At 58.4% G+C, this 22,229-nt stretch carries 18 protein-coding genes and 2 pseudogenes; 8 read left to right on the top strand and 12 right to left on the bottom strand.

All coding sequences use genetic code 11. From position 1 onward, the window contains the following. Nucleotides 1–42: 42 nt before the first annotated feature. A pseudogene (gene rpsU / locus N7E02_RS06560) lies at nucleotides 43–284 on the bottom strand (30S ribosomal protein S21). 791 nt (nucleotides 285–1,075) lie between these two features. Here rpsU and N7E02_RS06555 point away from each other — a divergent pair. From N7E02_RS06555 to N7E02_RS06545, 3 genes are all read left to right on the top strand, one after another. Further along, nucleotides 1,076–2,440: a sensor histidine kinase gene (locus N7E02_RS06555; RefSeq protein WP_286578532.1), complete on the top strand. Its 1,365-nt coding sequence runs from the start codon at nucleotides 1,076–1,078 to the stop codon at nucleotides 2,438–2,440. A gap of 218 nt (nucleotides 2,441–2,658) precedes the next feature. Then, nucleotides 2,659–3,852 carry an efflux RND transporter periplasmic adaptor subunit gene (locus N7E02_RS06550; protein WP_286578531.1) on the top strand — a complete coding sequence of 398 codons (1,194 nt, stop codon included), beginning with the start codon at nucleotides 2,659–2,661 and terminating at the stop codon, nucleotides 3,850–3,852. An 8-nt stretch (nucleotides 3,853–3,860) separates the two neighbouring features. Further along, entirely contained in the window at nucleotides 3,861–5,810 is a 1,950-nt protein-coding gene (locus N7E02_RS06545; RefSeq protein WP_286578530.1) for a MacB family efflux pump subunit, read from the top strand. Between the two features lie 515 nt (nucleotides 5,811–6,325). Here N7E02_RS06545 and N7E02_RS06540 read toward each other — a convergent pair. From N7E02_RS06540 to N7E02_RS06520, 5 genes are all read right to left on the bottom strand, one after another. Further along, nucleotides 6,326–7,543 carry a Gfo/Idh/MocA family protein gene (locus tag N7E02_RS06540; RefSeq protein WP_286578529.1) on the bottom strand — a complete coding sequence of 406 codons (1,218 nt, stop codon included), beginning with the start codon at nucleotides 7,541–7,543 and terminating at the stop codon, nucleotides 6,326–6,328. A gap of 84 nt (nucleotides 7,544–7,627) precedes the next feature. Next, complete coding sequence (locus N7E02_RS06535) at nucleotides 7,628–8,350, bottom strand: alpha/beta fold hydrolase (protein ID WP_286578528.1); 723 nt, start codon at nucleotides 8,348–8,350, stop codon at nucleotides 7,628–7,630. A 296-nt stretch (nucleotides 8,351–8,646) separates the two neighbouring features. After that, the gene (locus tag N7E02_RS06530) at nucleotides 8,647–9,384 is read right to left on the bottom strand and encodes an SDR family NAD(P)-dependent oxidoreductase (RefSeq protein ID WP_046801770.1); all 738 of its coding nucleotides are present in this window, start codon (nucleotides 9,382–9,384) and stop codon (nucleotides 8,647–8,649) included. A 96-nt stretch (nucleotides 9,385–9,480) separates the two neighbouring features. Then, a complete protein-coding gene (locus tag N7E02_RS06525) occupies nucleotides 9,481–10,389 on the bottom strand; it encodes a zinc-binding dehydrogenase (protein ID WP_286578527.1) in 909 nt (302 codons plus the stop codon). 109 nt (nucleotides 10,390–10,498) lie between these two features. Continuing rightward, nucleotides 10,499–11,095: an NADPH-dependent F420 reductase gene (locus N7E02_RS06520; RefSeq protein WP_286578526.1), complete on the bottom strand. Its 597-nt coding sequence runs from the start codon at nucleotides 11,093–11,095 to the stop codon at nucleotides 10,499–10,501. A gap of 190 nt (nucleotides 11,096–11,285) precedes the next feature. Between N7E02_RS06520 and N7E02_RS06515 the strand changes: the two genes are divergently transcribed. The 3 genes and pseudogenes from N7E02_RS06515 (at nucleotide 11,286) to N7E02_RS06505 (ending at nucleotide 14,511) form a co-directional block, all read left to right on the top strand. Beyond that, nucleotides 11,286–12,215 (top strand): LysR family transcriptional regulator, encoded by a 930-nt coding sequence (locus tag N7E02_RS06515; RefSeq protein WP_286578525.1) that lies wholly within the window; start codon nucleotides 11,286–11,288, stop codon nucleotides 12,213–12,215. Nucleotides 12,216–12,383: 168 nt separating this feature from the next. After that, nucleotides 12,384–13,146: pseudogene (locus tag N7E02_RS06510) on the top strand (3-oxoacyl-ACP reductase family protein). Nucleotides 13,147–13,326: 180 nt separating this feature from the next. Beyond that, on the top strand, nucleotides 13,327–14,511 hold the full coding sequence (locus N7E02_RS06505) for an MFS transporter (protein ID WP_286578524.1): 1,185 nt from the start codon (nucleotides 13,327–13,329) through the stop codon (nucleotides 14,509–14,511). A gap of 295 nt (nucleotides 14,512–14,806) precedes the next feature. Here the strand turns inward: N7E02_RS06505 and N7E02_RS06500 are convergent, their stop codons facing one another. Beyond that, complete coding sequence (locus N7E02_RS06500; RefSeq protein WP_046801774.1) at nucleotides 14,807–15,733, bottom strand: LysR family transcriptional regulator; 927 nt, start codon at nucleotides 15,731–15,733, stop codon at nucleotides 14,807–14,809. A gap of 151 nt (nucleotides 15,734–15,884) precedes the next feature. Here N7E02_RS06500 and N7E02_RS06495 point away from each other — a divergent pair, with 151 nt between their 5' ends. Next, nucleotides 15,885–16,871, top strand: a complete 987-nt coding sequence (locus N7E02_RS06495; protein WP_286579102.1) for a zinc-dependent alcohol dehydrogenase family protein — start codon at nucleotides 15,885–15,887, stop codon at nucleotides 16,869–16,871. Beyond that, nucleotides 16,868–17,173 (top strand): antibiotic biosynthesis monooxygenase family protein, encoded by a 306-nt coding sequence (locus N7E02_RS06490; RefSeq protein ID WP_046801775.1) that lies wholly within the window; start codon nucleotides 16,868–16,870, stop codon nucleotides 17,171–17,173. Before N7E02_RS06495 ends, N7E02_RS06490 begins: the two co-directional genes overlap by 4 nt. A 148-nt stretch (nucleotides 17,174–17,321) precedes the next feature. Here the strand turns inward: N7E02_RS06490 and N7E02_RS06485 are convergent, their stop codons facing one another. The 5 genes from N7E02_RS06485 to N7E02_RS06465 all read right to left on the bottom strand — a co-directional run bounded on the left by N7E02_RS06485 (nucleotide 17,322) and on the right by N7E02_RS06465 (nucleotide 21,896). Next, nucleotides 17,322–17,453 carry a BA14K family protein gene (locus N7E02_RS06485; protein ID WP_244530346.1) on the bottom strand — a complete coding sequence of 44 codons (132 nt, stop codon included), beginning with the start codon at nucleotides 17,451–17,453 and terminating at the stop codon, nucleotides 17,322–17,324. After that, nucleotides 17,440–19,047, bottom strand: a complete 1,608-nt coding sequence (locus N7E02_RS06480; protein WP_286578523.1) for a serine hydrolase — start codon at nucleotides 19,045–19,047, stop codon at nucleotides 17,440–17,442. Before N7E02_RS06480 ends, N7E02_RS06485 begins: the two co-directional genes overlap by 14 nt. 226 nt (nucleotides 19,048–19,273) lie before the next feature. Further along, on the bottom strand, nucleotides 19,274–20,641 hold the full coding sequence (locus N7E02_RS06475) for a sensor histidine kinase (RefSeq protein WP_286578522.1): 1,368 nt from the start codon (nucleotides 20,639–20,641) through the stop codon (nucleotides 19,274–19,276). Continuing rightward, nucleotides 20,628–21,302, bottom strand: a complete 675-nt coding sequence (locus tag N7E02_RS06470; protein ID WP_046801778.1) for a response regulator transcription factor — start codon at nucleotides 21,300–21,302, stop codon at nucleotides 20,628–20,630. The genes N7E02_RS06475 and N7E02_RS06470 overlap by 14 nt, the downstream gene beginning before the upstream one ends. 216 nt (nucleotides 21,303–21,518) lie before the next feature. Further along, nucleotides 21,519–21,896 carry a hypothetical protein gene (locus N7E02_RS06465; protein WP_286578521.1) on the bottom strand — a complete coding sequence of 126 codons (378 nt, stop codon included), beginning with the start codon at nucleotides 21,894–21,896 and terminating at the stop codon, nucleotides 21,519–21,521. Between the last annotated feature and the right edge of the window lie 333 nt (nucleotides 21,897–22,229).

Here is a 22,229-nt window from a genome sequence, read left to right as displayed (position 1 = left end):
GCATTTGCTGGCAACGTACAGGTCTCGCGCAGTCACGGACGATTATTTAGATCGTGATGGCTTCGACTTCTTCGCAGGACCGAGACGCAACTCCCTGTTCAGCTTTTTCTGGGCGAGTTTGCGGGCGCGGCGAATGCCTTCTGCCTTTTCTCGTGCGCGCTTTTCTGAGGGTTTCTCGAAGTGCTCACGCAAACGCATTTCCCGGACGATGCCCTCCTGCTGAAGTTTTTCTTGAGGACGCGCAAAGCTTGGTCGACGTTGTTGTCTCGGACGAGGATAAGCACGGTGGCTCCTGGTGTGGTGAAATCGGCTCGGGACAATCGATAAACGCATGTACGCGCGAATTGCAACGGTCGATCCGAGACGAAATGTACTTTGCGGAGCTTTGGCTTCAGCCCCGCGCTAGCTGCCGCACCTCGCGGCCGGCTTGCTCGTTACAAACTGTGCGGGTCGAGAGATCGTCGATTGTTCCAGCATGAGGTGCAAACGTTTGGGCGAATTTGGAATAGCATTACAAAATTAGCCACCAAACGGCGGGTCAGTGGTTCGTATCGGTTCAAGAGCGCGGGCAGAACGCATCCAGCCCCGGGATGGTGAATCCGCCGTTGCTGATGGACAAACCGCGCGACCACGTCGGCCGGCTCGCTCGCTTCATGGGTCGGCGTCACGGCCGAGAATTCCGCGTAACTTCCACGTAATTTTCGGCGGCCATACGTTTTCCGCGTTAGTGCGCTGCAACGATTGATAGACGGCCATTGTAGCATTGGATCGGGAGGGCAGCCAAGCCATCCATATTTTCGGCGGGGAAACGTCAGAAATGATCGCGTCTCATGCTCTATCCATGCCAATTTTCTTAGGCGTGCGTTCAACTATTGGAAGCTGCGCTCTAGGGAAACTTTTTGCGAAACCGTGGCGTACCGTGTTGCGCTCGTCCCTTGGGGGTCAGGTCTATTCCGTTAACGACGAGATCCAATCGAACTCCCGGAACTCAAAATGTCCCGCCTGCGCCGAAAGTTGGCGACGCGAAGGCCGAGTTTTGTTATCAAAAACATTCGTGGAATGGGCTACTATCATCATGAGCACAAATAAGGTGGCCGGATCATCCCTTCGCTGGCGTTTCACTTTTGGTTTTATTGTGCTGCAGCTCTGCGCGGTTATCACCTCGCTGGGCCTGGTTTTTTATCTCCTTTCCGGCCTCAAGCCCGATGTCGCTATCACATCCATCTGGCTGTCTCAGGAAATCGCAGACTCGGTTCGTCTTGACCCGAATGGCCGGGCCCATCTGGCGCCGACGGCCAAGCTTCAGGAGATTATGGAGGACGCTCCTGACCTGTGGTTCGTAGCAGATCTGGGCAAAGATATTGTCCTCGCACACGGCGCGCCTCCTCGGAAAATTGCCGACAACATGCCATTCTTGCGGACGTTCAAAAGTCTCGAGCTGCATGGCGATCTGAGTGATCCGCTGAGTGTTGCCCGCATGCAGCGATTCGACACCCCTGCCGGGGAGGCAACAATTTTTGCTGGCGGCGTTTCGATGTCCCAATATGGTGTGACTGTGCTGTTGGGGAACCTTGCAGTCGGTGTGCCGGCGCTGATCCTCATCGCCATTTCCCTGATTGGCGTCCCGTTTGTCACACGCTGGGCTTTGCGGTCATTCAGCGATCTGACGACGCGTCTTGACAGGATTGATCTCGACACACGTGGCGCCTTGGTGGAAGAGCGTGGCTTGCCCAATGAGGTGCTTCGCCTGGTGCGCGACATCAACAGGGCGTTGCGCCGTCTTGATAGTGGCTTTGAGGCGACGGAGCGCTTCTTCGTCAACGCGGCGCATGAACTTCGGACACCGATCGCTGTTCTGCAGGTGAGGATAGATACTCTTTCACCCAGTGTGGACAAGACGTACCTGCAGACGGCCGTCAAGCGATTGACGGCGATCGCGAACCAGCTTCTGGACACCGAGAAATACCGGCAGAAGCCCCAGCAGAATACGCCTGTCGATCTCAACAGCGTTGTGTCCAAGGTGGTTGCCGACCTTGCTCCCCTGGCAATCTCTGAAGGCTACGAGATTTCGTTCGACAGCGACGCGGAAGACGTTTTCGTCCCTGGTGATGCCGAATCTCTGGAGCGCGCATTCGTCAATCTGGTTCGAAACGCAGTCCAGTACGGAGGTGGAAAAGGACAGATATCGGTCGTTATTGAGGCTGACGGCAGCGTGACCGTCGCCGATCAGGGTTGTGGTATCGCCAGCGACAAGCATTCGCGCATATTCGAGCCTTTCTACCGGGTCAACCCTCACGGCTCAGGTGCGGGACTGGGGCTCAGCATGGTCAACGAGATCGTGACCCGCCATGGCGGTTACGTCGAGCTTTCTTCCGCGCCAGGCAAGGGCAGCACCTTTACCATACGCTGGCGCGAGAGGCGCGTTGTTCAGCAGCGGTAGGGCCGCCTTCATCCGTCGATGTTAGCTGGCACGGCCGCGATTGCCGATGCCTGGCGGTCAAACACTCGCGCGCCGACCACATTGCATGACTTCTGTCGATCGGTTGATTTTCCAGCGCGTGCCTGACGGGCCAGGCACGACGACAGCTCCCCGTAATTTTGGGGTAACTCTCGTGACGGAGAAAGCTCACAAATTTCAATAACATGGGCCACGACTAAATGACACGACACATTACCCGCAAGCGTCTGATCCTGGCGGCAGTGACCCTTGTCGGTCTGCTCGGCGTCTGGCTCTTCTTTCTGCGTCCGCCTGCCAAGCTTGAACTGGTGACCGCGCAGGCGCAAACGGGTGACATTGAAGAGGTGGTGTTGGCGACAGGGGTTCTCGAACCGCTCGAGCTAGTGCGCGTCGGCGCCCAGGCCTCGGGACGCGTTGAGCGTCTGGCTGTCAAGATCGGTGACATCGTCAAGGCGGGCCAATTGGTGGCCGAGATCGATTCCCAGACCCGGCGCAACACCTTGCGTGACCGTGAGGCCGCCTTGGCCAACATCCGCGCCGTTCTCGCCGCGCGCAGGGCCGCTCTGGTGAAAGCCGAGAAGGATTTCGAACGCGAGCGTGACCTGCTGGCGGGTGGTTCCACGCCGCGCGCCCAGTATGACGCCGCGGTTGCGATGCGAGACACCGCGCGGGCTGAGGTTCAGTCGTTGGACGCTCAGGTGTCCCAAGCGCAGGTCGCGCTGGAGTCTGCGGGTATTGAACTGGACTATACGCGCATCACCTCCCCAATCGCCGGCACTGTGGTCGCGATCGTCACTGACGAGGGCCAAACCGTGAATGCCCTGCAGACCGCGCCGACAATCGTCATGATCGCGCGATTGGACACAATGACGGTGCGTGCAGACATCTCCGAGGCTGACGTCGTGCGTGTACAGCGGGGCCTGCCGGTCTGGTTCAGCATTCTCGGCGATCCGAAGCGTCGTTTCGATGGGGAATTGCGGCAGGTGGAACCGGCCCCAGCTTCAATCTCAAATGAGAGCAACGCCGCCGCGAGCGGGACTGGCTCAACCAAAGGCGCTGTCTACTACACCGGTCTGATCGACGTGGCTAACGCCGATGGGGTCCTGCGGCCCTCCATGACGGCGCAGGTGTCCATCGTCTTGAGCCGCGTCAGCGGCGCCGTGCTGGTTCCGCTCAGTGCATTGGAAGGCGCGCCTCGGGCCGGCGATACGGCGCGTCTCCGAGTAGTCGACGCAATGGGCGAGGTCCAGATCCGGCAGGTCCAGGTCGGCATCGATAACGGCGCGGACATCCAGATCCTTGGCGGTCTTCAGGCCGGCGAGACCATCGTCCTGGGAGCATCCACCGACGAACGCGCGGATGGCCAGGCTCAATTGGCCGCGGCGAAGCGGTAGGGCGCGCTATGACGGAACCACTAATCCGCCTACGCGGGGTATCCCGCGCTTTCCCCGCAGGCGACGAGATGGTGCGGGTGCTGAAAGACGTCGACCTCGACATCGAGGCCGGCGAGATGATGGCCATCATAGGTGCTTCTGGCTCCGGCAAGTCGACGCTGATGAACATCCTTGGCTGCCTCGATCGTCCGACGGACGGCAGCTACTGGATCGAAGGGCGCGAGACCTCGAAGATGTCCGTGGACGAACTGGCCGCGCTACGCCGTGAGCGTTTTGGTTTCATCTTCCAGCGTTATCATCTGCTTGGCGATCTCAGCGCGGCCAGCAACGTCGAGGTGCCGGCCATCTATGCCGGACGCAGCCGATCCGACCGGCACAAGCGCGCGATCTCTTTGTTGACCCGGCTAGGCCTGGCCGAGCGGACGGGCAATATCCCGGGCAAGCTTTCGGGCGGCCAGCAGCAGCGGGTGTCGATCGCCCGCGCCTTGATGAATGGCGGCGAGATAATTCTGGCCGACGAACCGACCGGAGCGCTGGATACTCACAGTGGCGCCGAAGTCATGAAGATCCTGCGCGAGCTTCACGCCGAGGGGCACACCATCATTCTCGTCACTCACGACAAGAAGATCGCCGAACATGCGGATCGGGTTGTAGAGATCAGCGACGGCGTTATCATTTCCGACGATCGCAATATATCCAAATCCGACGCAAAGGCCCGTCCCATCCGCGAGCACGCGCCGGGCGCTGGCTGGCGTGGTGCAATTGACCGGATGATTGAGGCCTTTCGCATGGCGGGCGCAGCAATATGGGCGCACAAGATGCGCTCGCTTCTGACCATGCTCGGTATCATCATCGGTATCGCCTCGGTGGCGTCTATCTCAGCTCTCGGGGCCGGCTCGCAGCAACAAATCCTCAGCAGTATCAGTTCGCTCGGCACCAACACGATCGAGGTGCGGGCCGGTAAAGGCTTCGGCGATCTGGAAGCGGGCAAGATACGGACGCTGGTTCCAGCCGATGCAGATGCGCTGGTGAACCAGCCCTATGTCGACAGCGTGACACCAACCGTCACGACGAGCGTAACGGTCAAGCGCGCCGCCGTGGCCGTCAGTGCATCAGCCACCGGGGTCGGCGCCGACTTCTTTCGTGTACGGGGTCTTGAGCTGGCGCATGGACAACTGTTCGACGCCCAGGATGTTGCCACCTACAGCCAGAATGTGGTGCTCGATGCAAACGCGGCGCGAGACCTTTTTCCAGACCGGGTAAACCCGGTGGGGCAGGTCATCCTTCTGGGCACAATGCCGGCGAGGGTGGTAGGTGTGACGAAACGCGAAAATTCCTTCGGTCCGGCGGTTGATACGTTGACCGTTTATGCGCCTTATACAACTGTTATGGGCCGCATGCTGGGCCGCCCGAACGTCGAGGGCATAACGGTCCGTATCAGGGACGATGTCGACCCGGGCAATGTCGAGGCCGCAGTTTCGCGCCTCATCGAGCGTCGGCATGGTGCGAAAGACTTCTTCCTCACCAACTCGGCGACCATTCGCGAGACTATCGAGACCACCACGCAAACCCTGACATTGCTGATTTCGTCAGTCGCCGTGATCTCGCTGATTGTCGGCGGCATCGGCGTGATGAATATCATGCTGGTGTCCGTGACCGAACGCACCAAGGAGATCGGCGTTCGCGTGGCCGTTGGCGCACGCCGCAGCGACATCCTTTCCCAATTCCTGATCGAGGCCGTCATGGTCTGCCTTGTCGGCGGCTTCATGGGAGTGATGCTCGCCCTCGGGATCAGCGCTCTTTTCAATTGGCTGAGCCCCGACTTCAAAATGATCTTCTCTCCTGGCTCCATCATTGTGGCCTTCGCCTGCTCCACCCTGATCGGAATCGTATTTGGCTTCCTTCCTGCCCGCAACGCGGCAAAGCTAGACCCGATCGAGGCCCTGGCGCGCGACTAATGGCTGGAAAGCATGGGTGATGGCCTAGTAAGGGGAGTTCCGATTGGAACTCAGCCTCGCGAGTAGCTGGCGAACTCGCTGCTTCTGAGTTCATGGCCTGATGATCGGCAATATTCACAGTATCGTCCAACGACACTTCTGGATGTCCGTTGGAGATTGCGAGGTGTTCGGGCAAACCGGCTGATGCCGGCCGGTTGCTATTTGCTGACGCTCAAGGAGCCCACAAGCGGCCTCCGCCTCCGGTCACGCCCCTGTCGCAGGCGGGTTGACCGGCACGCCGTCGCGCTTTTGGCGCAGGGGGCGGCCAAATGTGGTCGGCTCGCTATGTCAATCGAGCCAACACCGGTCGCTCTCCGGTGGGTTCTAGCGCCGGCCAGGCCTTCTTCTACGAGCGTTTCACTGATGGAGCGATCGTTGCTTGTCACGGTGCGGAGTTTGCGGCCATTTCGATAGGTGTCACGACATCCTGACAAGCGAGAACCCTCTGTTGGCGGTGGAGGGCCATGGTCAGGCCCTCAGGGTTTTAAGGGATTGGCGTTGACCAGGCGGGGCGGGAGATGCTGGCGATGACCCGTTTCAGCGGCCTGTGTGATCGCCTCGAGCACAAGGTGACGATCGAGCGCGACCGCGAAGTCCGGCACATATGCGGTCCCGTCGCGGAGGTCGTCGGCGAGCTGGGCGTAGAGGCGTGCGACGCCTGCTGCGGGCGCTGCTAGTTGCAAGTCGGGAGCCGCATATGCGGCTGGGACCTGTAGCTGCTGGACAGGCTCGCTGCCGCGGCGCAACGTGATTGTCACATCGCCGAAGTGGATGTAGCCCGACGCCGTCTCCACGTGCAGACTGCCTTCCGTGCCCTGGATCTCCCACACCAATCCGGCGGAGTGCCCGGCACTGTAGTGCAGCGAAGTGACGATCCCGCCTTCGAGAACGCCGGCGACGATGATCTCGTCCGGCGCGTCCTTCAAGAGGGACGTGCCGTCCGAGAGGCGGACGCCGTCGCCGCGCTGATTTGCCACGACGGCGGACAGGCTCTCGAACGAACCGAGTACGTGCGCGAGCGGTTGGAGTGCGTGGCCGAGCATAATGCTTTGAAGGGTGGCGCCATTCTCTGTGCGGGCCATGTATTCGAATGGCGGGGCATATCGGCCGACCCACATTTCGTCGTTCAGATGTGCCCGAACGCTTGTGCTGAGCGGCATGCCGATCACGCCCTGCCGAACGAGATCGCGGAGATAGCGGATCGGCGGGTGCAGGCCGCCCTGCAGTCCAATGACCGTGCGCAGCCGCCGTTCGCGGGCAATCCCCTCCAGCGCTTCGGCTTCCGATAGGTTTCGCGCGAGCGGCCATTCGCAGTAGACCATCTTGCCCGCGGCGAGCGCGTCGGAAACGATCTGCTTGTGATCTGGCACCTTGACCGCAACCACCACCAAGTCGACCTCTGGCCGCAGGACCAGCGCCTGATGTGTGTCAAAGGCAAGATCGGCGCCCAGTCGGCTTGCGGTCGAGTTCGCACTTTCCATACGGGTCGTGCTGACGGCGCGGATCTGGAATGCATTGAGCGCCTGCAGCGCGGGGACGTGGGCAATTCCGCCCCAGCCTCGATCGGCACTGGCGCCGATGATGCCGACGCCAATCCGGGTGTTTGCTGAGTTCGTCATGTAGGCGTGCTCCTGTCTGGTGCAGCCCGGGCTATGCTCGCCGTGCTGCTTCACCATGGTTTCGTTTTCGGACAAATGCTGTGCTTAGCGAGTGACCAAGCAATGCCGTTCGCGTTGCGGCTGCTTGGGTTTGAGTCCACGTGATGCAAGCGCAGGGAGTTAAACGTGAGTCCAATGGGCCTCGAGTTCGCGCGCGACATCGGCCGGACGCTCTATCATTGGCCAATGCGAGGCGCGCAGTTTCACGACGGCGCGTGCGTGTGTGGCATTGCCGAGCTCGTCAGCGAAGCGGTGCGGCAGGAACGGATCGTCCAGGCCCCAGATCACCAGCGCTGGCGCAGTTATGCTACTCAAAGCCGGTTTCCACTCCGCCCCGACCTCGATTGCGGAACGGTAAAGTGCGAGAATGCTTGCCCGCATAGTGGCATCGAGATGCCGAACCGATTCATCCGCCGCAACTTTCGGCATCTGGGCCTCGACAAGTTTCGCCGCAAATTCCTCGAGGTCGAGATCCTTCATCCATTGCTCGCCCTCACCTGGGGTCTGCCAGATCTTGGCGAGATAATGCCACGGATATTCCGGATCAATCGGCCCGCTGATGCCGGTCCAAGTCCGCACCAGATCCGGTCGGATTGACGTGAGACGGCCTGTCAGCAGGCAGCCCCAGTCATGACCGACCAGATCTACGGGCTCGCCGATCTCAGCGATCCGGTGGATAAGCCAGTCGAGATACTCTTCTTTCGTTGACCTGAAGTCCCGCGGCAACGGAGTGCCAAAGCCGGGGAGATCGATCGTAACGATATCCTTGCGCTGAAGATGGGAGCGGACGGTGTCCCAGAGTCGGTGGGTGTCAGGTACGCCGTGGACGAGTACTGCAGGCATGTCGGGATCTCCAAATAATCGATGTCAGAATGATACTGATACCCAGGTGTCGCAGAAGCCGACATTTGAGGAACCTTACGTTGCTATCTTAGGAACCCACCCAACATGCGTGTCACTCCCCGTGCGACTTCATGTTCCAACATGGCATATTGGGTCTGACCCATATGTGGAGCGGCGTTTGATCCAATGCTCCAAAGCCCACGTGGAAAGAGAGTGGAAAGCTAGTCGTTGATGATACCGGGCTAGCCCCCACTCTGAGACCTCCTACATTACAAGCCGGGATCCGTCGGCATGTCTTAGGTTAGCGTGCCGCCATCAACTGTCAGGATGGTTCCGGTGATTTGCCGGGCCGCACCAGATGCGAGGAATGCCACTGCAGCCGCGACATCCTGCGGCTCGCCGTACCGGCCGAGCGGAATCAGAGCACGCTGGAAATCTCCGAATTCGCCCTCGGCCGGGTTCATTTCCGTGTTGGTTGATCCCGGCTGAATGAGGTTGACGGTAATGTCACGGGGGCCAAGTTCTCGCGCGAGACCGCGAGTAAATGATTGGAGTGCCGATTTAGTCATCGAATAAACCGTCGATGGTCCGACAATGCGTTCTGCGCCCGCGGAACCGATCGTGACGATGCGGCCACCTTTGCCAAGATACGGCATCGCGGCTTGCGATGCCAGGATCGGTGAGCGAGCGTTGACAGCAAAAAGGGCGTCGATCTCGGCGACGGTGAAATCCGCCACATCCTTGTAGATCGCGATAGCCGCATTGTTCACCAAGATGTCGAGGCCGCCCAACGCCTGCGCCGCCTCATCAACCGACCGCTTGACCGCATTGGGGTCCATGCTGTCAGCCTGGATAGCCAACGCCTTGCGCCCTTTGCCTTCGATCGTTGCCACAACTTGCGCTGCCCGATCAGCGGCGCGTTCATATGTGATCGCTACATCAGCACCTTTTTCGGCCAGTGCGATTGCGATCGCGGCTCCAATGCCGCGGGACGCACCAGTCACAAGCGCACGTTTACCTGCTAGTTCACTCATCGATTTATTCCTTTCGTTATCGACAGGGGAAATGTCTCGCCCGGCCGCCTTAAGGCGGGCGTCCGTGCGGCCTGCCGCCGCACAATAATTTTCGGATTACGCGATCAGGACCGGCAGACCGCTCAAACGGCGGTTGTCCATGTCGTTATGCGCGCGGGCTATCTCGTCGAACGGATAGCGGACGGTTTCGAGATCACTGAAGATGCCTGAGCGCAGCGCATCCCATAGCTGAGAGGTCGCGATCTCGACTGTCGGTCCCCGGACGTACTGCGGGGTGCCGCCGCTGCGGACATCAACGCCTCGTCGCACAAGATCGGGGGCCGGCGCTGGCTGACCCGTCGCGGCTCCGATCGCGGCAATTACACCACCATCTCGGACGCTTGACACGCCCAACGAGAAAGTCGTCCGGCCGACGAAATCATAAACGACGTCGACACCGTCAGGTGCGATCGCACGGATCTTGGCGGCGATATCTGGCTCGCCAGCGTGGAAGGCATGAGTAGCACCCGCCGCGACCTTGTCGAGCTTATCCGGCGATCCGGCGACACCAATCACTGTAGCACCCAGCGACTTCGCCCAGCGAGACAGGATAGCACCCACGCTTCCCGATGCCCCAAGTACCAGCACTGTGTCGGTGGATTTGAGATTGTGGAGACCACGCATCCCCATCCAAGCCGTCGCGCCCTTTGCCAGGTAGGTCGCCGCGATCTCGTTCGAGATATCGGCGGGCAGGCGGATGAGCGGCCCGATCGGAATGTTCCTCTCGGTGGCATACGCGCCTTCCGAAAAGAAGTAAGCGACCCGATCGCCGACCGACAGCCCCTCGACGCCGGATCCGACCTCGATGATCGTCCCGGCCGCTTCAAAACCGGGGACCGCTGGCAACGCCATCGGATACTGGCCCTTTCGTACCATTGTATCAACGAAGTTGAGGCCGATCGCATCTTGAATGAGTTTGACCTCGCCGGCACGAGGCGCGCGCAGGTCTTTCTCGATGACTTCCAAGACTGACGGGCCGCCGGCCGACTGCATTTGAACGATTCGTGTCATGATCTTGTCTCCGTATTTCAGATGCGCGGCGTACTGATTGTAGAAGGAAGGCGCGCAGCGATGTTCAATCGAACTTGACGAGGTTGAGAGCGGGCAGCGGGCCGCCGGGGAACTGAACCAGCTGGCTGCCGACCGCGAGCCCGCCGAGATCGATCCCGAAGAAGCCGAGGCGATCAATGATGGCGGCGACCTCAGCCTTCGCCCTCATATCGTTGCCCGAATAAAACAGGACGCGCCTGCCTCCTTCCGAGCGGGGGTCGCCCGAAAGTTGCCTTGGCGTCAGGTGGTTGAACGCCTTGACGACGCGCGCGCCTGGTACAAGGGCGGTAAAAATATCCGTCGAGGTGCGGCCGCCGAGGTCCGCCGGTCTGTAAAGCGGCGCTTCGATAGAGTTGTTGGCATCGATCACGATCCTGCCGTCGAAGCTCAAGCCGGCGAGCGCACCAGGTATCTTTGACCACGGGACCGCCACGAGAACGATGTCTTGCGCCGCGGCCTCTTGCAGGCTTCCAGCCCGGATCGTGCTGCCGAGCTTCGAAACGAGCGTCGTGAGGCTTTCCGGCCCTCGGCTGTTTGCGATCACGGCTTCTATTCCCGCCTTGGCGAGCGCAGTGGCAAATGCGCCGCCAATATTGCCGGCTCCGATAATTCCTAAGCTCATTACCCACTCCTTCACGGTTTGGGAGAATTTTGTCTGCGACGGTCGGTTTTCCCGCTGCATCCTGGGCCTGATGCGGTTGGCGTTGCAGAAAACCGGCGCTGCTGTTGGCTGGAATATGGCTGGCAAATACACGCAGCATAAGTCATAAATGAATTGTTTTAGTTTCAATCAACATTTGAAGGTTACGTTCATGGAAACACTGGCAAACCTTGAAGCCTTCGTTCGAAGCGCAGAAGCGAGCAGCTTTTCCGGGGCTGCACGGCGTCTCTCGATCACACCGGCCGCAGTCAGCCGGAATGTTGCAATGCTGGAAAGGAACCTCGGTATACGGCTGTTTCACCGCTCAACGCGGAAGCTGACCCTGACCGAAGCGGGGGAATCGTTTCTGGTGAGCATCGGCGATAGCCTGAACCACCTTCAGGGCGCAATCGACGGGGCATCACAAACGAAGGGCGAGCCCGTCGGCGTTTTGAAGCTCAGCATGAGTTTGTCGTTCGCGATGGGACACGTTCTCCCCGCATTGCCCGACTTTCTGGCTCGTTATCCAGGCATCAGACCTGACTGGCATTTTGACAGCCGCAAGGTCGATCTTATAGCCGAGGGCTTTGACGCCGCGATCGGCGGTGGTTTTGAGCTCAATCCGGGCATCGTTTCCACAACGCTCGCACCGGTTCACGTTATCGCGGTCGCATCGCCCGCCTATTTTGCTGCACGTCGCCGGCCAATTAGCCCTGCTGATATGGCCGATCATGCAGGAATCTTGATGCGGTCCTCGAATTCGGGCCGGATACGGCAATGGATGATGCGTGACGCCCAAGGGCGCGAAGAGCGCGCGCTGCTCAACGAGACGATCGTGATGAGCGACGCGGCGGCCATGGCGCAGGCGGCGATCGCGGGGTTAGGCATCGCACTGTTGGCGGTACCCGACGTGCTGCCGCAAATAGAAAGTGGAGCGCTCGAACGTGTCCTTCCGAAGTGGTATGCGGATGCCGGATCTATATCGCTGTACTACTCGGGCCGCGTGCTTCAACCGTTGAAGACGCGCGCTTTCATCGATTTCTACACGGAGTATTTTCGTCGCGAGCGCCTAAGTGCTCGGCTTGCCGGAAGTCTTACGTAACGCTTACCGTCTTTGCCACACGCGAAAAAAGATTGGCACCGGAATCGCATCAATTACTCAATATTCAACAGACGCTTGAATGTGATCCAACCGACTCGCCACTAGTGGTCTAGAAAGGGACTGCGCAAATATCACTCCGCAAACTACATGAACTGGACGGAGTGAATTATGACTGAAGAATCCTTTTCTCGAAACTTGCCATTAAGTGGCAGGGTCGCACTCGTTACCGGTGGCTCACGGTCGATTGGGGCATCAATCGTCCATAGTTTGGCAGCCGACGGCGCTCAGGTCGCCTTCACCTATCGCGGATCACCTGCGAAGGCTGAGGAAGTCTCCTCGCCATCGAGAAAGCGGGGGACGCGCCCTGGCTATTGCAGCCGATGCTGCTAATCCGGATGCAATACGAGCCGCCGTCGCAGAGACTGTCGACACGTTTGGAGGCCTCGACATTCTTGTAAATAATGCCGGGATCGCCTTCGCCGGCCCGATCGACGAAATCGCATTTAATGACTATCAGGCAATGCTCGCGGTCAACGTAACAGGCGTTTTCGTTGCTACGCAAGAAGCCGTACGTCATATGAAGGATGGCGGCCGGATCATACAGATCGGCAGTTCAATTACGAAATATGCCGGGGTTCCTGGGCTCTCAGCGTATGGCCTCACCAAGGGCGCTGTCGCCGGCTTCAACCGAAGCCTGGCTCATGACCTGGGGCCACGCGGCATCACAGTCAACACAGTACATCCGGGCCCAACCGACACTGATATGAATCCTGCCGATGGCGAGTTTGCCGCTATGCAGATATCGCGCATCGCGGCGGGCCGCTATGGAAAGCCTCAGGAAATTGCGAGCGTTGTCGCATTCCTTGCAAGTCCAGAGGCTTCATTTGTAACGGGTGCCGACATCCGGGCTGATGGTGGTTTCACATCCTGAAATATCCCGGAGTAACGCGCAAACCGCGCTCCAACGACCCTTTTCAGTTCCAACACCTCACCAATCTACCGATATTCAGTATGGACAATGACGGAGCGGGCGCGAGGTGACGCTGCAGGGATCACAGTTCGGCGCGCCCCGAAAACAACCACCTTTGGGCCTTAATCCGGAGAAATTCCTTTGTCTGAGACAGCATATTCAAATGAGCGCGATGATTTGCCTACAGCGCCACCTGCTTCGTGGCTAGCCGTAGTATCGCTTGCGTTTGGGGCATTTGGTCTCGTAACCGCGGAATTTTTGCCGATCAGTCTGCTGACGCCGATAGCGGGCGAACTGGGAGTTTCGATGGGTGTGGTTGGCCAGGCTATCACAGCTACAGCCGCGGTTGCTGCGATCGCCGGGCCATTTCTCATTCTGGTGTCAGGCGAGCTGGACCGCCAGAAGATTGTTTTTGGCCTGACGGCGATGCTCATCATCTCCAACGTCCTTTCGGCCTACGCCCCCAGCATCACAATACTGCTGGCCGCTCGCGCGATTCTGGGCTTCGCTCTCGGTAGTTTTTGGGCCATGGTGGCCGCGCTTGCTTTGCGTTTGGTCCCTGCCGACAAGGTGCCGCGGGCTATTTCGATCATCATCATGGGTATCTCCCTCGCTACAGTCTTTGCTGCACCGCTTGGCACTTTCCTTGGAGGACTGTGGGGATGGCGCGCCGCCTTCATTGCCGGGTCCGGCATTGGCTTGGTTGCGCTTGTGACCCAGATACTGACCCTTCCCAAGCTCCCCCACCGCCGCGCCCGGCCTGAGCTCCTTCAAAGCGGCGCTGTCGCGCCGCTCGGTAGCCATCGGTTTTGGGACGGCATTCCTCGTCGTATCAGGCCACTTCGCCGGTTTCACGTTCGTCCGCCCATTTCTGGAAGAGGTTACGCGCCTCGACATTTCAACCGTCTCACTTGCTCTTCTGGTTTTCGGCCTTGCCGGCTTCCTGGGCAATTTCGCAGGGGCTTCATCGCCGAGCGCAATCCTGGTTGGGCTGTCGCCTTGTCCGCATTCCTGATAGCGAGTGCCGCATTTGCGCTCACCCTTCTCGGCGCCGTCGCGGGTGTTGCGTTCACGGCGACGGCTCTGTGGGGATTTGCTTTCGGCAGTTTCCCCGTTGCGATCTCGATCTGGAATGCCCGCGCGGCACCTGATCACGCCGAAAGTGCCGGGGCACTTCTGGCGTCGATTTTCCAGGTCGCGATTGCGACAGGATCAGGTCTTGGCGGCCTCATCATCGACGGCTTCGGCTCTACTGGTGTAACACTTTACGCGGCCTCGGCGGCCCTTATTGGCGCGATGGTCATCCTCGGGTTCAAGAGGCAGTGATTGACGAGGGTCGATCTACGGGTCGACAATTGCCAGCTAAATATAGAAGGCTCTTGAAAGCGAGAGCGCATGGAGAAGCCGGTTCGCCTTCAGTCACCTGCAGCACTTCGTTGCGATCCTGCTCCGATCTCACTCCCTCGCCTTCCGTTAGACCGAACTGTTTACATCCCAAGGTGTTTTTCTAATTCGTCAATGATCCATCAGATCGTGACATCACGTCGTTCAAGCAACAACCGCGTTGCTCCGCTAAGAACCCGTGTTCGCGCGCGCACCGGAACCGGACAGTAATCACGTATCATCGACGGTGATCGAGGATGTCTTCTAGCCCTTTATCCCAGTAGGGTCGATTGCCGAACCGATTGACAAGCCAGTCGATGAACACTCTCACTTTCGGTGCCAGTTCGCGAGAACTTGGATACAACGCCCAAAGTGTCTGTGTAGAGATTAGCGGATATTCTGAAACGACTGGAACGAGTGCGCCAGATCGCAGCTCGTTCGACGCGCACCACGTTGCCATGAGAGCGATGCCAAGCCCGGCAGAAGCCGCGTCCCGCACTGCAGTGCCGTCATTGATGCGAAGGCTCGGCGTGACACGCCGCTCGATCACCTCCGAACCTTTCCCTCGAAACGTCCAGAGGTCGAGCGTGCCGACGACGAGGCAGGTATGTTCCGCTAGGTCGTCGGGAGTATTAGGTTGGCCGTGTTTCTCGAGATATTTGGGCGACGCGACCAGTACCCGATTGTCCGGAGCAAGCCGCCGCGCGACAAAGGATGAGTCGCTGAGTTCGGTATAACGAACCGCCACATCGAAGGCACCCTCGACCAGATCGACGATGCTGTCCGAGATGCGCAAATCAAGTGCCAGTTCGGGATATTGCCTGCAGAATTCATCCAGACCCGGCACAATATGCATTCGCGCGAACGAGGCGGGAGCGGCTACTCGCAAGGTGCCGCGAGGCGCAGCCTGCTCTCGACCAAGCGCCGCTCGAGCAGCTTCCGCTGCGAGCACAACATTTTCCGCATGTGGCAGGAAGGCGAGGCCGTCCTCGGTCAATGTCGCTTGCCGCGTGGTGCGATGGAGAAGCCTGGCGCTGAGTTTCCGCTCAAGAGCGGCGAGTTTGGCGCTCGCGCCAGCAGGCGTCAGACCCAAGTCGCGGGCTGCGGCACTGATGCTGTGCAGCTGGGCGATACGCACAAAGAGACTCAAATCGTCTACGTCCATGAGATGGCTTTCAAATTTTTGTTGAAACTCATCCTAAAACCGAGGCGCTACCGAAAGCAATCGTGAGAGATCAAATAGCACCCACAAAGACGGCGCCATGTATGGCGAGCCAGTCAAAGCCACCATCAAAGGGATCACCATGACCAAAACCATGAAAGCAGCCATCCTCACTCGCTTCGGTGGCCCGGAATCGTTCGAACTTTCCGACGTGCCGAAACCAGGTCCCCAGGCGGGACAAGTCCTGGTTCGCGTCCATGCCACATCCGTCAACCCCTTGGATTATCAGGTTCGGCGCGGCGACTATCGCGACCTGGTGCCGTTGCCGGCGATTACCGGTCATGACGTTTCCGGAGTAGTCGAAGCCGTGGGAACGGGCGTGACGATGTTCTCGGTTGGAGAGGAAGTTTGGTACACGCCGCAGATATTCGATGGTCCGGGAAGCTACGCCGAGTACCACGTTGCAAACGAAAATATCATTGGAAGGAAGCCCGGCGCGCTCAGCCATCTGGAAGCCGCCAGCCTCAGCCTGGTCGGCGGAACAGCCTGGGAAGCTCTTGTCTCGCGTGCTGCCCTCAGGGTGGGAGAAAGCATCCTTATTCATGGTGGCGCGGGAGGGGTAGGGCACGTGGCCATCCAGGTCGCGAAAGCCATCGGCGCGAAGGTCTTCACGACCGTGCGCGAAGAAAACTTCGAGTTTGCGCGAAGTGTCGGGGCAGATGTCGTTATTGACTACAGGAAAGAGGATTATGTCGACGCCATCATGCGGGAAACCGAAGGTCTCGGGGTAGACGTGGTGTTTGACACCCTCGGCGGCGACACATTGTCTCGCAGCCCCAAGGTGCTTGCGCAACTTGGTCGCGTTATATCGATCGTGGATATTGCACAGCCGCAGAACCTCATAGAGGCATGGGGTAAAAACGCAAGCTACCACTTCGTCTTCACGAGGCAGAGCCAAGGCAAGCTTGACGAGCTAAGCGCACTGGTGGAACGCGGTCAGCTGCGGCCGCACGTAGGCGCCGTTTATTCGCTCGCCGACCTTCCGCTTGCCCATGCGCTGCTCGAGAAACCCAATAACGGTTTGCGGGGCAAGATCGCCATCGCCATTGGCCCGTCGGCCGAAGCAAAGGTGCAACCATGATTTATGAGATCGCCGTGCTGCCCGTCTATGAGGACAAAATCAGAGAGTTCGTGCAGGCATTCGAGAGCGTTGTTCCTCTGCTCACGCGTGCGCAGGGTTACCGTGGTCACGTTCTGGCTCGGGGGATCGAAACGCCGAAGGTCTTCAACCTGATCGTGCTATGGCGCTCGCTTGCGGACCACACTCCAGCTTTCGAAGCGAGCGAGGACCATGAGGAGTTCATGAGAGGCATACAGGCATATCTCTCGGAGGAACCGACGGTCTATCATCTCGAAGGCGGCGACCTAGCCGCAAACGATTAAGACAAAGGCGAGGTCGCTGCCTGACACGAGCGACCTCTGCCATTTCAAAGTACAGAGCGGGTGCCAGATAACCTATGCGTCTCTGGCTTGATATCGCTCTGCGCGAATATCGCTGCCGGGATCCGCCCTACCTTCGAGTTTTCACGTATCAGTAGGGTGAATAGCATTGCTGGCGAGGCCCATTGAATGGTTGGAAGGTATTGTCGAAGCTGCGGTAAGAGCGGTATCGCGCGAAACACCAGCTGACGTGCCGATCTCCCTGTAAGTCACGCTGAGGCAACGCGTAACGGGGTTGCTGGGACTGAGCGATAGCGCCACCAATTATGGCGCCAGCTGCAAGACCTCCGAGAACCGCTGCGGCATTGGAACTGTTGTGACGCCGGTGATGATGCCAAGGGCGATGTTGATGGCGCCAAGGGCGATGATAGCTTGGCCGTTGATGCCCATGATGGCCATTCCAATTGTGCCTGTTGGGTCGCCACCTGCGGTCGCCATTCCATTGAACGTTCTCGACAGTGTAGCGAGTGTCCGGGTTCGAGGGGACAAAAACCGGGGCCGCCTGACCGGGGATTGCAGCGGAGAACGCAGTCATCACTGCGATCAAAAATGTCGCTATCTTCTTCATCTTCTAATCCTTTAGTGAGGAGGAATATTAGTTCGAAACGGAGGCATACTCGGGAGAGGATGCGGTCGTCCGATATGCGAACTCCGCGCGTCAATCGGCAAAGAACCCGGGGTCGAGCTTTCCGAGTATGGAATAAGCAGTTGCGATGCGAGCGGAGTTTGGCCAGAACCGATCTCGCAAGGATTACAATTCCGGTTCCGCGCTCAGGCTGAAAGAGAACATAAGCTCCGAACCCGCCCGTCGAGCCTGTTTTTGATACGGTGGCAACCATCTCCGCCGTCACATGCAAGCTGGGAGGATCAATCTGATTGGCCTTCAAGACGAAATCGGGATCGACCCCCTGAAGTAGGTCACCGCGTCGAGCTGGAGCGCGATAGAGTTCCCAACCCAAGCCCTGATACATTCGACGGACTTGGTAGACCGGCGAGCGAGCCGCGATCAGAGCGGCTTTTAACGAGCCGTCGAATCGGTTGGGATTGGCCGACGCTTCAACAAAATCAAGGAGGTCGGCTGCGGTTGTCTTGATGCCGTAAGCCTCATCGTCGAATAAGCCAGGATTGACCCGTACCGGTGCATTGGAGCTTGTGTAGCCTTGCGCATACGAGCTAACGCGATCTTTAGGGACCGAAAGGAAGGTATGCGCCAGGTTCAGCGGCTTGATCACCTTTTCATCAAGGAGCGAAGCAAAGGGAGCGTCGACGCTCTTCGCCGCAAGATAGCCAGACAGTCCGATGGACGTATTCGAATAAAGGCGACTGGTGCCGATTTTGGTGGTGGGAATGAAGCTCTTATAGAAGCTTATAAAATTTTGCTCGTTGACTTCGGCAGGGAACTGGAGTGGCAGCCCTCCCGCCACGTAAGTGTGAAGTTCGAGGAGTGAAGCGGCTCCGATTGGGCTTTGCGATAGTTCCGGGAGGAGCTCTTTGACTTGGGTTGAGAGAGAAACCGAACCCTCAGCTTGAAGGCGTGCGAGCAATGTGCCGGTGAAGGGTTTGGACAAAGAGCCGATCTCGAACAGTGTCGCACCGTCCACGGGGGATGCCGTTTCTCGAGACGAGACCCCGTAATGGAAAACATGGTGCTGGCCAGCGAGCAGGATGCCGACTGACAAGCCAGGGATCTGATATTCAGCCATCAGCGGCTTGACGATTGTATCGACGGTCGAGCGGATATCATCCTCTGATGCCGCCGGCACGACCGGCAGCACGATCCCGAACAGGACAGCCACTGTACTTAGAAAAATGCGCATTCAGACTCCGTTTGCGAGAGTGTAGGGAGCGCTCCAGACAGATACTCAAAAACTCGACAAAGCGCCTTTCCTGCAGTCATGAACTCTCAAAATTACGGGAACGTTACACCCGCCGAACGCTTGAGTTGGCGAGCGGACGGCAACTGCGCATTGCCGACTGCAATTGCTACGCGGAAGTCGAAGCGACCTACAGCCGGTCCGAGGGTGTTGCGCAGTTCCAGTGTTCCTAACCACGCCCGGCAATCTTCAATGCGTTTCGCCAGCGGATAGCAAATATGCTCCCATGGTCCGGTGAGGATTTGAGCTCGATAACCCCGCCATGCTTTTCAATAATCTCGTCGACCATACTCAAGCCGAGACCCGCTCCAGATCCATGAGGATTAACGCGGTAAAATGGCTCGAAGATCCGTGAATGAAGGTCTACGGGGATGCCAATGCCTTGATCGGAGATAAGGACGGAACCATCGGTCTCCACCTTGACCACGATGTCGCCGCGCCTTCCTCCATATTGAATGGCATTGCGCACCAGATTTGAAAAAGCGCGGTCCAAGGCTTCGTCATCACCTTCCATGGACACTTTGGAAACGTCGGTTTCGAAAGAAATTTCGTAGCCTTCGGAAATCGCGAACGGCGCAAGGTCGGCAACGACCTTTGAAAGGAGGTGCGTCAGTTCGATTTTCTTCGAAATCGGCGGGTTCTGTCGATATCGCTCTATATCCAGAAGCTGGTTTGTGATGGCGGTAAGCCGTTTGATGCTCTTCTGAATGTGAAGCGTCTCCTCGCTTTGCGGCAAGGTGTCTGCACGGACCTGAACTATGGCGAGGGGCGTACGCAGTTCGTGAGCTGCGTTAACGAAAAAGCGTTCTGTTTTTTCGAAACCGGCGTCGAGCCGACTGAGGGCGAGATTGATCTCCCTGACGACCCGCAACAGCTCTTTGGGCAGTCCGGCCTCGTTTACTACACCGCCCCGGGCTTCAAAATCGACTTTGTTCAAACGGTCAGTGAGCTTCCCGAGGGAGCGAAGCGACCATTTTGTCACCCACGGGACACCGACGAGGGTGACTAAAAGAAGTATGAGGGCAGGCACGCCGATCGTTATCTGACCTACGACAAAGACGAGTTGGTAAAGGGACATCGAAACGCCACCAGCCATAATAGTCGCTTCACCTGCTTCTGTCTGAATTTTATCAATGGTGGCCTGACGATCGGGGACATCGACGTAACCGCGCAGTTCGACGCTGCGAAAATTGTCAAAAAAGGCAAAGTTTTCACCGATGTCCTTCGGGATCACCCCATGGGTGAGTGTTGTGCCATCAGCAAGACGAACCGCAAACCATGAAGTAGGCCGCTCAGCCATCACAGTTCGGAGTGCCTGCGTAGGGCGGACCGCCACGACGCCATTTTGGTCAATTGTGACGGATCTTGCTATCTCCTGCGGGTACCACGTGGATGGGACCGCGCCACGGGGAGCACTCAGCGTCGCGATGTATAGAACGAGCCCGAACGAGGCGACGATGGTGAGGAGCTGAAGTGTAATGAAGCCGAGTGTAAAGCGCCAGCGGAGCGAATAATGGGACATGCTATTTTTGCTCATGGAGGAAATATCCGACGCCGCGAATGTTACGGATGACGATATCCGCACCAGCATCTGCCAGTTTGCGCCGCAGGCGCGACATGTTGGCTTCCAGAGAATTTGACTGAATCTCGTCGTCGAAGGAGTACACGCTTTCCTCCAGGGAAGACCGCAGGACCGTTCGTCCGAGATTCTTGAGAAGTGACTCGATGATCAAAAGCTCTCGTCTAGCGAGCTCTTGCCGGATGCCGTTGACATACAGGTCTCGTGTCACTCGATCATAGCGGATATTGCCGATCGTGATGATGTCTGCCTTGGCTTCAGGCGTTCGGCGTGCCACTGCGTTAAGTCGGGCGATCAGTTCATCGACCTCGAACGGTTTTGGCAGATAGTCGTCCGCGCCTCCGTTAAGGCCGGCGATCCTGTCTTTCGTGGATCCCATGGCGGAGATGATTATCGAGCGCGGTGGATTGTCTGTTTGCCGGATCTCAGCGAGCAAAGTGCTGCCGTCGCCGTCCGGAAGCTGGCGGTCGATGAGAACAACATCGTATCGTTCGATGGCGATCGCTTCTCGCGCCATGGCGATATCCGCCACCGCCGCCAGTACGAAGTCGTGCCTCGACAGCGCCGTCCGAAGCGCATCGGCCATTTCGGGATCGTCTTCGACCAGCAAGATTTTCATGACGCTAAATGAAGTACCTTACGAGATAGATGATTTCAAAGGCTTCGTAGACCGCGCCGAAGAAAAGGAGCGGGACGATGTGAAGCGTGAGAATGTGCACAGCTGCCGCCCCGTATCTTTGTCCGACAGACCGCTTTTCTCCCGCCACAGGTAAAAAGATGGTTCGACCGGTCAAATAGGCGCCGAAGGCCGCGACAATATAGGCCTGGATCTCTATCAGGACTGGATGGAGTGTGGGATCATCGCAGCCGAATGAGGACCAATCGGAGCCAGCGTGACACCATAAGCCGCCGCAAACACCATCGCGAACACGACGCCGAAAAATGGTACAACGAATGATGGGATCGTAATGAGCGTCACTGCAATCCCGAGATTGACCGCCAAGGCTGCTGATGCTGCATAGACGACGTTTCCGCTGAGATAGACCTGCATGGCAAGGTCGGTGCGCACTATCCCCGATATCGCATCCAAAACGGCTGGCTGGATTTCCGGGTTCAGCAACGTCACCGTCATCGTCGTTGCAAACAGGCCAAAAAAAGCTGCATTCACAACAATAAACTCAGTTCTGTGGCGTTGGATGAGGCGTACTTCCATCCGCAAGAGAGTTAATATGAGCAGTTGGTTCCCGATTCTGGGGGATGCGGTTGCCGTAGAGGGGGCGCATCATTGGTGAGAGGCTCGAGGGAGAACGTCCCCAGACCGGCATTCATCAGCCGGCAGCCATTCCCGTAGATCGGTTTCGATCAGCTCAGCCTCCCACCGAACTCGAAACTAGTCCCGCCGTCTCTCTCTTTTCATGCGCTCATGCTGCCGACGGGCATCTTCTGCCATGATCTGGCTTAGCCTGGCTGCCTCGAGGGTCCGCAATTGCGCGTCGTCACGACGCTGCTGCTGCTGTAACATGCACCCGGTATGAGATGATGATCC

Source organism: Terrirhizobium terrae (assembly GCF_030323265.1).
Taxonomy (GTDB): Bacteria; Pseudomonadota; Alphaproteobacteria; order Rhizobiales; family Rhizobiaceae; genus Neorhizobium.
The sequence above is the reverse complement of the archived record's forward strand: the minus strand, read 5'-3'. Positions and strand labels throughout refer to the sequence as shown.

Coding starts and splice junctions, on each gene's coding strand:
- N7E02_RS06470 (WP_046801778.1), bottom strand. CDS start 21,302: ATGAAAATCTTGCTGGTCGAAGACGATCCCGAAATGGCCGATGCGCTT.
- N7E02_RS06535 (WP_286578528.1), bottom strand. CDS start 8,350: ATGCCTGCAGTACTCGTCCACGGCGTACCTGACACCCACCGACTCTGG.
- N7E02_RS06490 (WP_046801775.1), top strand. CDS start 16,868: ATGATTTATGAGATCGCCGTGCTGCCCGTCTATGAGGACAAAATCAGA.
- N7E02_RS06530 (WP_046801770.1), bottom strand. CDS start 9,384: ATGAGTGAACTAGCAGGTAAACGTGCGCTTGTGACTGGTGCGTCCCGC.
- N7E02_RS06480 (WP_286578523.1), bottom strand. CDS start 19,047: ATGCGCATTTTTCTAAGTACAGTGGCTGTCCTGTTCGGGATCGTGCTG.
- N7E02_RS06475 (WP_286578522.1), bottom strand. CDS start 20,641: ATGAGCAAAAATAGCATGTCCCATTATTCGCTCCGCTGGCGCTTTACA.
- N7E02_RS06465 (WP_286578521.1), bottom strand. CDS start 21,896: ATGGAAGTACGCCTCATCCAACGCCACAGAACTGAGTTTATTGTTGTG.
- N7E02_RS06495 (WP_286579102.1), top strand. CDS start 15,885: ATGAAAGCAGCCATCCTCACTCGCTTCGGTGGCCCGGAATCGTTCGAA.
- N7E02_RS06520 (WP_286578526.1), bottom strand. CDS start 11,095: ATGAGCTTAGGAATTATCGGAGCCGGCAATATTGGCGGCGCATTTGCC.
- N7E02_RS06550 (WP_286578531.1), top strand. CDS start 2,659: ATGACACGACACATTACCCGCAAGCGTCTGATCCTGGCGGCAGTGACC.
- N7E02_RS06515 (WP_286578525.1), top strand. CDS start 11,286: ATGGAAACACTGGCAAACCTTGAAGCCTTCGTTCGAAGCGCAGAAGCG.
- N7E02_RS06555 (WP_286578532.1), top strand. CDS start 1,076: ATGAGCACAAATAAGGTGGCCGGATCATCCCTTCGCTGGCGTTTCACT.
- N7E02_RS06545 (WP_286578530.1), top strand. CDS start 3,861: ATGACGGAACCACTAATCCGCCTACGCGGGGTATCCCGCGCTTTCCCC.
- N7E02_RS06500 (WP_046801774.1), bottom strand. CDS start 15,733: ATGGACGTAGACGATTTGAGTCTCTTTGTGCGTATCGCCCAGCTGCAC.